Consider the following 11454-nt stretch of genomic DNA (forward strand, 5'->3'; position numbering starts at 1 on the left):
TTTGTTCAACTGTTTGATCTATAAACTTATTTAATCTACACGCTTATTTGATTTGCACATTATCAAGCCGGTAGACAGCACCGTTACCCTGGCCCCAGGCCGGGAATACCATCACGATATCGATAGCACTGACGTCGAGGCCTTTGTCAGCCAAATCTTTTAAGCGATAGCTGTAGGTTTGCCACTGGCCAACTACCGGCGCTTTGCCTTCAAGGCTTTCGCTCAGTTTCAGCTGAACGGCACTGGCAGCATCTTTGGCTTCAATCTTGAACAGCCAGTCGGCGCTGCTGTCACTCGGTGGTGTGACGACTTTCATCTCAAATTTCACCATCGCGGTGGCGAGAATGTTGCTGGCGTCAAAATAAGTGCCATCTGCGGCAAAAATGCCCATGACTGTTGGGGCGCCACCGATTTTGTATTGCGCGGTTTTGCCATGTGCAGCATCGTCATCTTCAACCGTTGGTTTACTGCCACCACAACAATCCCACAGTGACCAGTTCGCAGCCGCAGCGTCGGCAAACAGCGTCAGACCGCTATTGCTCGGTACAGCCGGCTCGCCAATGCTGGCGTTGTCGACGCGGTACACTGCGCCATTGCCAGTGCCCCAGGCTGGGAAGATCATCACGACGTCGATCGCGCTAACATCTAAACCTTTCGCGGCTAAATCGCTGAGCTTAAACGTGTAGGTTTGCCATTGACCGGTAACAGGCGCTTTGCCTTCCACGCTGTCGGTCAGATTCAACTCCACAGCGCTCGCGGCGTTGTTAGCTTCGACTTTAAATTTCCAGACGGACGCCGGGTCATTTGGCGCAGTCACCACTTTGAGGTCAAACTTCACCACGCCTTTTGCCAGAATGGCCGAGGCATCAAAGGGTTTATTGCCGCCGTTATTGCTTGGACGGGTAATAAAGCCCATCACTGTGGGTGCACCGCCGATAGTAAATTCTGCGGTCATGCCATGCGCGGCGTCGTCCAGCTGTTCAGTTGGTTTGCTTCCGGCACAACAATCCCACATTGGCCAGTCCAGATTCTGACTGTCCTTAAACAGAGTTAATGACGGGGCCGCGCTGCCTGGTCCGGCGATTTTCACATCGTCAACCTGATACACGGCGCCTTCGCCAGTTCCCCATGCCGGGAAAATCATCACCACATCAATCGCGGATAAATCCAGGCCGGCATCGGCCAGTTTTTTTAACGGGAAGGTGTAGGTTTGCCAGACACCGGCGGCCGGCGCTTTGCCTTCATTACTCGCCGTTAAGTCCATTTCTACCGCACTGGCGGCGTTGTTACTTTCTACTTTCAGTTTCCACACCGCTGCGGCGTTATTCGGCAGCGACACGGCTTTCATCGCGAAACTCAAGCTACCGGTATTGGCTAGCGGAGAGGCATCAAACGGTGACGGGGTACCGGCTGGATCTTTGATAAATTCCGCACGACTGATAAAGCCGTTGACCGTTGGCGCACCACCGACGCGGAATTCCATCACGCCACCACGTTGGTTGTCGTTGACCACTGTTGGTTTGCTGCCACCGCAACAATCCCAACCTGGCCAGCTTGGATTTTCGGCATTGTCAAAAATAGCCAGATTGCGGGCCACACCATCTGATGGTGGAACCGGAATTGGTGCTTTGCCTTCGACTAAGGCGTCGCTGGTTTTGTCATAACCTGGCCGTACCGTTTCACAGCCTTTACCGGTGTCTGGGTTGGCGGCGCATTGATAGGCGCGGACATAATCAACCACAAAGCTTTGTCCGTTGGTAAAAGCTGCCGCGTCGATGCCTTTGTTATTAACGTTTTCCGGCCAGTTGCCTCCGACCGCGAAGTTCAGGATCAGGAAAAACTTCTGATCAAAAGGCGCGCTGGTCCAATAGGTATTCAGCTTGCCGCTGGTCTGGTCAAAATATTCAGTAAACCAGCCGCGGTGTTTTAAGCCTACCGCCTGATCTTTACTGTTCAGCCGCACTTCGGACTGACGTTGTGTTGCATAGAGGTAGTCGTCGACATACCAGCGGATCTCGCCCTGTTGCCATTCCACTGCATAAGTATGGAAGTCATCGGCCGGATTTTTACCGCCGGGCAGCGTGTAGTTTTTGCCGGAGCTGCTGTTATTTGGCCAGGGTTTACCGTAATGCAGCGTACCGTGCACATTGGATTCGACGTTGCCTTTGGCGTCTTTGACCTTCAGGTTCACCGCTTCCATGATGTCAATTTCGCCGGAACGTGGCCAATCGCCATACACAGAATCGGTTGGCATCATCCAGAATGCTGGCCAGGCGCCTTGACCTGATGGCAGTTTGGCGCGCATCTCAAAGCGACCATATTTAAAATCAGCTTTTTTCTTCGTGGTGATACGGGCCGAGGTATAAGGTTTTTCAGCACCTGTTGCCGCCGGTTTGGCGACAATATTCAGCATGCCGCCGCTGGTAAAGGCGTTGGCTTTGTCGGCGGTATAACATTGTTTTTCGTTATTGCCGCCGCCGGCGCAGTTCACTTCAAAGTTCCATTTATTGCTATCGATACTTTGGCCGTCGAATTCGTCGCTCCAGACTAAATTCCAGCCGGTGGCTGGTTTGCTGGTATCGGTTTTGCTGAGATCAGTCTGGGTGGCGGTGTCGCCGCCGCAGCCGGTCAGCAGCGTGCTGCTAAGCAGTGCCGAGCAAAACAGCGTTTTACTGAGCCGGGCGCCGGACAGGCCGCCTGTCAGTGTCAACGTGCGCGCCGGCGTCATTCGCGGGTGTCGTTTGGTCATTGTGCTTGTCCTGTTAACTGGTGAACTGCTGATGTGGTTCGGCGGCTGAATAACAACCAACCAGCCACGCCTCAGTTTGTATTTATCTTTTTGTGTTGCGTGCAATTTACTGTAAGCGCTTTCTGAAAGCGCTTACAAGAGGCTATTGCTGAAATGCATTGCCGTCAACCAACTGTGGTCAGTTTCGTCGCAAAAACCAGCACATTTTGCTATAAACTCATCTGCCACCGGTGGCTGAATAAAACAAAAAAAGCAAAAAGGTAACGCATTTTGGCAAACACTTTCGAGGAGCTTCCTCTCTAGAATGTTTTGGGTGGGACAGATCCGTCTGATTAAGAAGTACAGGTAAAAGATACTGCAACCCCACACCCCGAACCGGCAGCAGAAGCTAGGGCGTGTTGACGATTGATGGTTGATTTTTGTTCGAATTGGTGGCGTTTTGGGCGCGAAACGAGGCGCGTGGCATAGTGATTCTATGTGAGCAACGAGTGACAAAGCCCAAAACGCCACCAAACGAACCCGCAGGGCAGCGTTTGGCAGCTCTTTCTGCTGCGTTAGTGCTCGTTTGTGTAGAGTAACTACACGGCTCTCGCACTGCCTTGCATAAAAAGCTGCCAAACTGCTGCAAAAACAAACACCAAACGTCAACACGCCCTAATAAGTACAGTCGTATCCACATGAGCTGCAGAAACGGTTTGAGTTGACTGACTCACAACAAATCAATAGGGAACGGATAGATGCACAACAAAAAACCATTTACCAGAACCGCGTTAGCCAGAGCGATTTCGCTGCTGCTGACCGGAACTGCGGCCCTGCCGCTTTATGCCCAGCAAGCACCGGCGACCGACAAAAAAGCTGAAACCAGCGACATCGAAGTGATCCAGGTGCGGGGTATGCGTGGCAGTCTGCAACAAGCCACTGCCATCAAACGCGAATCGATGGGCGTCGTCGACGCCATCTCGGCCGAAGACATCGGCAAATTCCCGGACACCAACCTGGCTGAGTCACTGCAGCGTATTACCGGCGTATCAATCAGCCGCACCAACGGTGAAGGTGCGGAAGTAACAGTGCGTGGTTTCGGTGGCGACAACAACATGGTGACGCTGAACGGCCGTACTATGCCGTCAGCCACTACTTATGGCGCCGGTTCCGGCGCTGACGGTACAACACGTGGCGGTAGTGCCCGTGCTTTTGACTTCTCGAACCTGGCGTCAGAAAGTATCAGCGGCGTTGAAGTGTACAAAACCAGTAAAGCCAACATTGCCACCGGCGGTATTGGCGCCACAGTCAACGTGAAAACCTCACGGCCACTGGAGCGCAAAGACGACATCGCCAGCATTGGCGTGAAAGCGGCGCATGACACCACTAACCGCGCTGGCGACGACATCACGCCGGAAATTTCTGGTATTTTCAGCCAAGCGTCCGACGACGGTAAATTTGGCGTCAGCATCACTGCCAGCCATCAGGAACGGGATTCTGGTTATACCGGCGCCACCGTCAACGACTGGCAGGTCGATTATTGGGATGACGTGGCCGATTTAAACCGGCTGTGGAACAACACCGCAACGACAGTGAAAAATGCACCGGCCCAAGGCCAGCTTTACGCGCGCCCGAACGATATCCGTTATGCTTTTTCTGATTCACAGCGCAAGCGTGACAATGGCCAGCTGACGTTACAGTTCAAACCGTCTGACAAACTGAGCATGACCGGCGACTATACCTACGCCGAAAACAACCTGGTTGAACACCGCGGTGAAATTACCAACTGGGTGCAAACCGGCAGCAACACCAAGATTGTTGAATTTGATAACAATCTGGTGAAAACCCCAAGTTACATCAAAGAAGAATACTCAGGTGCGGTCGACGAAGGTTACGAGCAACAGTGGCGCGAGCAGACCAACACACTGAAATCCTTAGGCGTTAATCTTGCTTACGAATACAACGACGAGTTGACTATTGTGCTCGATGCGCACGACTCGAACATGTATAGCCGCGGCACAGGTCCACGTGGCTCTGGTGAATTGGCGGTTGGTTTAGGTGCGCCAATTGTGACGTCGCGCGAATGGTTCTGGGGCGCTGATCTGCCGACCTACCAAAACGTCTACAACGACAAAGTACCGGGTAAAGGCGCCAATGCCAATGGCATGGTCGATGCCGGTGACGTCGGCTCTTCGATTGCGCGTATTCGTAACGCCAGTCAGGAAAGCGATATTCAGCAGGTTAAACTCGATTTCCTTTATGAGCTTGAAGGCGGTCGTTTTGATTTTGGTGTAGAAACCCGTGCTATGGAATCGCGTTCTATCCAGACGGCAGGTAACAATATTGCGCTTGGTAACTGGAACGTTGGTAATCCGGGGGAATTCGGCGCTTTAATTCAGCCGTTTGATTTACCGGGTGAATTTAAAGATTACAGCCCAAGATCCGGTGGTTATGGCTTTATCGCTAACCCAATGGCTTTATATGATGCCGCGCTGAAGTTGTATCCGAAGATCCCAACATCGGCAGAAAAATCCTTATCGTCTGACAACATCGTCAAAGAAGACACCATGGCAGCATATTTCCAGCTGTCGATGAATGGCGAACTCGGCAAGATGCCGTTTGATGTGTTAACCGGTCTGCGTTACGAAAAAACCGAGTCTGAGTCCAGCTCGCTGGTGAACTCAGTGTATTTCCGCTGGGAAGATAACAACGACATCATATCTTATGTCGACGGCAGCAAGCCGGCAGCGCCATTCAGTGCTGAAAATGACTATGACCACCTGTTGCCGAGTTTCGACTTAACGCTGCACCTGGATGACGACTTAATCAGCCGGTTCTCGTTTAGCAAAACCATTGCGCGGGCTGGTTTAGGCAGCCTCGGCGTGTCGGCATCGAACTTCGGTGGTGGCGGCGGCTCTACGCTGTTTGGCGCGCAGCCGACCGCGAATGCGTCGAACCCGGCATTATTACCACTGGAATCATCGAACTACGACTTGTCGCTGGAATGGTATTACAACGATGCCAGTTATGTGTCGGCCGGTGTGTTCCAGAAAGACGTGGTGAACTTTATCGGTAGTAAACAGGTTGACCAGAAATTGCTGGGCATTCGTGATGTGACGGCAGGTCCACGCGCATTGTCAGCGATTCAGGCGCTGCGCGCAGCCGGTTTGCCACAGGATGATACTTATCTGTACGCGATGATGGTGTTCACCCAGTTCCGTACTCATCCGGATATGATTGCGAAATACGGCCCGAACCCGCAGTTTACTGCAACGCAAGCGCAGATTGATTTCCTTGCCAACAACCCTGGCTTTGATTTAGTTGCCACTGGTGATGATCCGGAAATGACGTTCCGTACCAACACACCGGACAACAACAGATCTGCCAAGATCTACGGTAGCGAGCTGGCGGTGCAGCACTTCTTTGGTGAAACCGGTTTTGGTGTGCAGGCGAACTACACCATTGTGCGTGGCGACGTTGGCTTTGACGTGAATGCCAATCCGGCGGAATCGCAGTTTGCCCTGATCGGCCTCAGCGATACCGCCAACTTGATTGGTATCTACGAAAAAGATGGCTGGCAGGCCCGGGTGGCGTGGAACTGGCGTGACAAATACCTCGCAGAAGTCAACAAAGGCGGTTCCAACAACCCACGCTTTGAAGAGGACTACTGGCAGCTTGACGTCAACCTCAGTTACGATGTTAACGACAAAATGACGGTGTTTGTGGAAGGTCTGAACCTGACCGGCGAGAACAGCCGTTCGCATGCCCGTAACGAATCCATGTTGTGGTATCTGACTGATCTGGATGCGCGTTATCAGGTTGGTATGCGTTACGAGTTCTGAGACTAAAACCCGTGTGTCCCGGTGTAAATCGGGACTGCGGAAGTCAGACAACAGCTGGTCTGCGTGCAGTGATGCGCCGGCTGGCTGTTGTTGTTTTTGTTGTCTGACCGGGATTTGCTGATGACCAGACATATGTTACTGAATAATATCGACCATCAGGACTTGCGCGTGCTGCATCAGTTCGCCGGCAACTTTGGTGATGCGGTCGCTGTCTTACCGGCTTTTGCGCTGGAATGGACTGAACTGCAAAAAAACTATCCGATTTTACTGCGTGCGGTCGCTGATCCGCCAGCGCAACAGCCACGCTGGCAAGCGGTGGTGCTGCTTGGATTTGCCGCCGATGAAAATCTGTTTTTAACCACGACGCCAACCCCGCATTCAACCGCCAATGGCTGGGATGCGCGCTATATTCCGCTGGCTGCCGAAAAAGGCCCATTTTTAATTGGTTTTCAGCGTCCGGGCAGCATGCTGGCGGCCGAACAGCAGCAACCCGATCCGCGTGATGCCGTGGTACATATTGATGTTGAGCATCCGAAAGTGACGCGCGCTGCTGCCGGACTGCCATTGTTTTTACCGCAAGGCGGCGCCAGTCCTTATCTGCAATATATCTCCGGCCGCCTGCAGCAAATTCAGCAAAGCCTGGCGTTAGCGCCGGTGTTATTTCAGGCACTGGAACAGCTAGATTTAATCGAACCACTGAATATTGAATTTTCGCTGGAAAACGGCGAGAAACACCGGCTGACTGGCAATTACAGTATCAGCAGCGCACGGCTTGCAGCGCTGAGTGGTGATGATCTGCAACGGCTCAATCAGTCCGGCTTTTTGCCACTGCTGTATGCGCAGTTAAGTTCCTTGTCGAATATTCAGCAGTTGGTAGACCGGAAAAATCAGCGGCTGCGTCAGCAGCAACTCTGAGCCGGCAGCAGAAGGAAAAGTGGATGGCCGAGTTGTTTGTCGAGAGCGGAGTTCAGCAGCGGACGGCAGAAGTGCAGTGCAGCGCTGGTCAGCTTCCGGCTGATTTTGCCGAAGTGATAGCCGCAGCCAAAGCGCCATTGATCCTGCGCGGGCTGGTGCGGCACTGGCCACTGACACAGCTGAGCCTGCAGGAAGCAGACACAGCTTTAGACAGTGCCAAAGCCTGCGCGGACTATCTGCTTGGTTTTTATAATGGCCGGCCGACTCAGATCTATCAGGGCGCCGCCGGGCAGCGCGGCCGTTATTTTTACAATGAAAGCCGTACTGCACTGAATTACGACACCCGGCTCGGTCAGGTCGATGCCGTGTTGACCCAGCTGCTCGATGCGCTGCAGTTGCCGGATCCGGCCGCCGCGCCTTCGGTTTATATCGCGTCCAATCTGCTGCAAAGCCATTTCCCCGGTTTGCAGGACAGCCACAGTGTACAAATCCCCAAAGCCGAAGCTGCATTTGCGACTGAGCCAGATCGGGTCTCGCCAGATCGCGTGAGCATCTGGCTTGGCAACCAAAGCCTGGCGGCCTGTCATTATGATGCGTCGGACAATCTGGCTTGCTGCGTGCGCGGCATGCGGCGTTTTACCTTGTTTCCGCCGGATCAGGTGGCGAACCTGTATCCGGGCCCGCTGGAGCCAACGCCGGGCGGCCAAGCCATCAGCATGGTGGATTTTGCTGCACCGGATCTGACCTTATACCCGAATTTCCCCAAAGCGCTGGCCGCTGGCCAAATCGCCGATTTAGCGCCAGGTGACGCCTTGTATTTGCCATCAATGTGGTGGCATCAGGTCGAAGCGCCGGGTCCTTTTAATATCCTGATTAACCATTGGTGGAGCAGTGCGCCGCGTTATACCGGCTCGGGCATGAATCTGCTGTACCACGCGCTGTTGTGCCTGCGCGACAAACCCGAGCACGAGCGGCGCGGCTGGCAGGCACTATTAAATTATTATGTGTTTGACGACCCGCAGCAGGCTGGCGCGCATTTGCCGGCAGCAGCGCGTGGCGTGCTGGCAGACTTAGATGAAGGCATGGCGCGACAATTACGCGCCATGCTGATCAACAGATTAAATCGCTGAATACCGGTTTTTAATGGAGTGCAGATGTCCAGTTCAGGTGCAGTAAAAAAAGTGGTGATCGCCGGTGGCGGCACTGCCGGTTGGGTCGCCGCAGCGGCGTTGTCGAAACGGTTGCAGGGGCTGGTCGACGTGGTCCTGGTCGAGTCTGAGGAAATTGGCACCGTGGGTGTTGGCGAATCGACGATCCCGCCGGTGACCTTGTTTCACAACCTGCTCGGTATTGATGAACAAGAGTTTATGCGGGCGACCGATGCCACTTTTAAACTGGGGATTTCTTTTGAAAACTGGGGGCAGGTTGGTGATCGCTATATTCACCCTTTTGGCACCACCGGCAAAGGCAGTTTTCTCGCCGATTTCCAGCACTATTATCTGCATGGGTTGACCCAGGGCATCGATGCGCCATTTGGCGACTATTGTGTTGAGTTGCAGGCCGCCCGCGCGCATAAGTTCGCCAAACCGCAGGGGCAGGGCGAAGCACCGCTGCTCAGTTATGCCTATCATCTGGACGCCGGCCGTTATGCCCGGTTTTTGCGCCAGTTCAGTGAAAAACTCGGTTGTGTGCGCATCGAAGGCAAAATCAACACGGTGACGCAGCATACCAATGGCGATATCCGTAGTTTGGTGCTGGACGATGGTCAGGAAGTCAGTGGCGATTTATTTATCGATTGCACCGGTTTTCGCGCGCTGCTGATTGAACAAACGCTGCATGCTGGCTTTGAACGCTGGGATCACTGGCTGCCGTGCAATAAAGCCGTGGTGGTGCAAACACAAAGCGCTGCGACCTTGCCGCCTTATACCCGCGCGATGGCGCACGACGCCGGCTGGCAGTGGAAGATCCCGCTGCAGCACCGGGTTGGCAATGGTTTGGTGTATGCCGCTGATTTCTTATCAGACGAAGCGGCGCGGCAACGCCTGCTCGATGGTCTCGAAACCCCGGCCTTGATGGAACCGCGGGTGATCAGCTATCAAACCGGCCGACGCAAACAGGTCTGGCTGAACAACTGCGTGGCGATGGGGCTGTCGAGTGGTTTTATTGAGCCGCTGGAATCGACCAGTATTTATCTGTTTATGAACAGCGTGATCCGTTTGCTGCGGCTGTTTCCTTTTGCCGGTGTCACGCCGGCGCTGGCGGCGGAGTATAACCAGCAGTCGGTACGCGAGCTGGAGAAGATCCGCGACTTTATTATCCTGCATTATCATCAGACCGAACGGCGCGACAGCCCGTTCTGGGACTATTGCCGCACGATGACAGTGCCAGACAGTCTGGCGCAGCGCATCGAATTATTCCGTGACAGCGCCCTGGCTTTTCAAACCGGCGACGAGATGTTCCGGCTGGAATCATGGACTCATGTACTGCTCGGGCAGCGCTTAAAACCGCAGAGTTATCATCAGCTGGTGCAGCAGATCCCGCCACAGGATTTAAGCCGCCATCTGCAACAAATCCGCGACACGATTGGCCGTGCTGTTGAACGCCTGCCGTCACATCGTGAATTTATTGCACATTATTGCGCATCGGGTTTGCAGTGATGGCGCAGCCTTTGAACACAGGGTCTTTTGGCGCTCAGTCTTGTAAGGATCAGTCTGTTCAGGCATCAGCTTTGCAGCTGCATCCGGCGCTGCAGCTCAGTGCCTTGCGCTTTGGTGCGGAGCGCACGCCCGTGCTGATCGCCGATCAGTTTGTAGCAGAACCACAGCAGCTGGTCGATGCGGCATGCCGCGCTGAATTTGTCGCGAATTCGCCGTATTACCCGGGTGTACGCGCCGAAGCGCCCGCCGCTTATCGTCAGCTATTGCTCGGCACTTTACAGCAGACGCTGATTAATTTTTTTCAGCTGCCAGCCCGCACATTGAGCTTGTCAGTCTGTCACTTTTCCCTGATCACCACACCAGCAGCGCAACTGAAACTGCTGCAACGCATTCCGCATTTTGATACCACCACGCCGCATGCGTTAGCCGCGGTGCATTATCTGTTTCACTCCAAGGGGACAACGCCAAACAGTGCCAGCGGTACCGCTTTTTACCGGCACCGTAAAACCGGTTTTGAATGCATCTCTCCTGAGCGGGAACTGGCCTATTACCGCGCGTTAGAAAGTGAAAATGACGGCCCCAATTTGCCCAAAGCCAATGCCGGTTATATTCAGGGCAGCACGGCGTTATTCGAACAAATCGGCGCTGCCCACGGTGTGTACAACCGCATCATCTTCTACCCACGCCACCTGCTGCATAGCGGCATCGTCACACCAGACACGCTATTGTCGCCAGACCCAAGACTGGGCCGGCTGACCATTTCCAGTTTTATTGACTGTGGTAGTGACTGACAGACAAAGCGTTATTTAAAAACATCTTGCTAAGATTACATTTGTAATTTATAAAGAATTACAGGTGTAATCAATAGGGGCAAGTATGTTACAGCGCATGACAGGCAGTTTTTCAGGCTTTGGTTTTTGGCTGATACTGCTGATAACTATGCCGGCAGAGGCGATCGTGATCCGCCATGATGTCGTGGATAAGCATTATCTGGCCACTGTTGCCGATTATCCGGCACTGGCCACTTTTTATGTCGATGGCGCGCATGGCAGTTTGATCGCACCACGCTGGGTGCTGACAGCGGCCCATACGACTTTTTGCCTACAACCCGGCAGTCTGATCCGGCTCGGCGCTGCTTTATATCCGGTCCGGCGTTTGTATGTGCATCCTGAGCATCAACCCGGTGTCAGCCATGATATAGCCCTGGTTGAGCTTGCGACCGCAGTCTCTGATATTGCTCCAGTCCAATTGTATACGGATAGCGACGAAGCGGGGCGGGACTTGTGGTTTATCGGTGCAGGCGGTACCGGCG

At 53.7% G+C, this 11454-nt stretch carries 7 protein-coding genes; 6 read left to right on the forward strand and 1 reads right to left on the reverse strand.

Annotated elements, in window-relative coordinates:
* Nucleotides 1–43: 43 nt before the first annotated feature.
* Entirely contained in the window at nucleotides 44–2749 is a 2706-nt protein-coding gene (locus tag ACFFJP_RS03040; RefSeq protein WP_377240383.1) for a family 16 glycosylhydrolase, read from the reverse strand.
* A 737-nt stretch (nucleotides 2750–3486) separates the two neighbouring features.
* On the opposite strand from ACFFJP_RS03040, the gene ACFFJP_RS03045 reads away from it, so the two are divergent.
* From ACFFJP_RS03045 to ACFFJP_RS03070, 6 genes are all read left to right on the forward strand, one after another.
* Entirely contained in the window at nucleotides 3487–6570 is a 3084-nt protein-coding gene (locus tag ACFFJP_RS03045; protein WP_377240386.1) for a TonB-dependent receptor, read from the forward strand.
* A 120-nt stretch (nucleotides 6571–6690) separates the two neighbouring features.
* The gene (locus ACFFJP_RS03050; RefSeq protein ID WP_377240389.1) at nucleotides 6691–7485 is read left to right on the forward strand and encodes a SapC family protein; all 795 of its coding nucleotides are present in this window, start codon (nucleotides 6691–6693) and stop codon (nucleotides 7483–7485) included.
* Between the two features lie 23 nt (nucleotides 7486–7508).
* Nucleotides 7509–8615, forward strand: a complete 1107-nt coding sequence (locus ACFFJP_RS03055) for a cupin-like domain-containing protein (RefSeq protein ID WP_377240392.1) — start codon at nucleotides 7509–7511, stop codon at nucleotides 8613–8615.
* A gap of 24 nt (nucleotides 8616–8639) precedes the next feature.
* Nucleotides 8640–10142, forward strand: a complete 1503-nt coding sequence (locus tag ACFFJP_RS03060) for a tryptophan halogenase family protein (RefSeq protein ID WP_377240395.1) — start codon at nucleotides 8640–8642, stop codon at nucleotides 10140–10142.
* Entirely contained in the window at nucleotides 10142–10933 is a 792-nt protein-coding gene (locus ACFFJP_RS03065; RefSeq protein WP_377240398.1) for a DUF6445 family protein, read from the forward strand. Before ACFFJP_RS03060 ends, ACFFJP_RS03065 begins: the two co-directional genes overlap by 1 nt.
* 85 nt (nucleotides 10934–11018) lie before the next feature.
* The coding region (locus ACFFJP_RS03070) for a trypsin-like serine protease (protein WP_377240401.1) at nucleotides 11019–11454 on the forward strand (436 nt) is incomplete at its 3' end.

The organism is Rheinheimera tilapiae (assembly GCF_042432165.1).
Taxonomy (GTDB): Bacteria; Pseudomonadota; Gammaproteobacteria; order Enterobacterales; family Alteromonadaceae; genus Pararheinheimera; species Pararheinheimera tilapiae.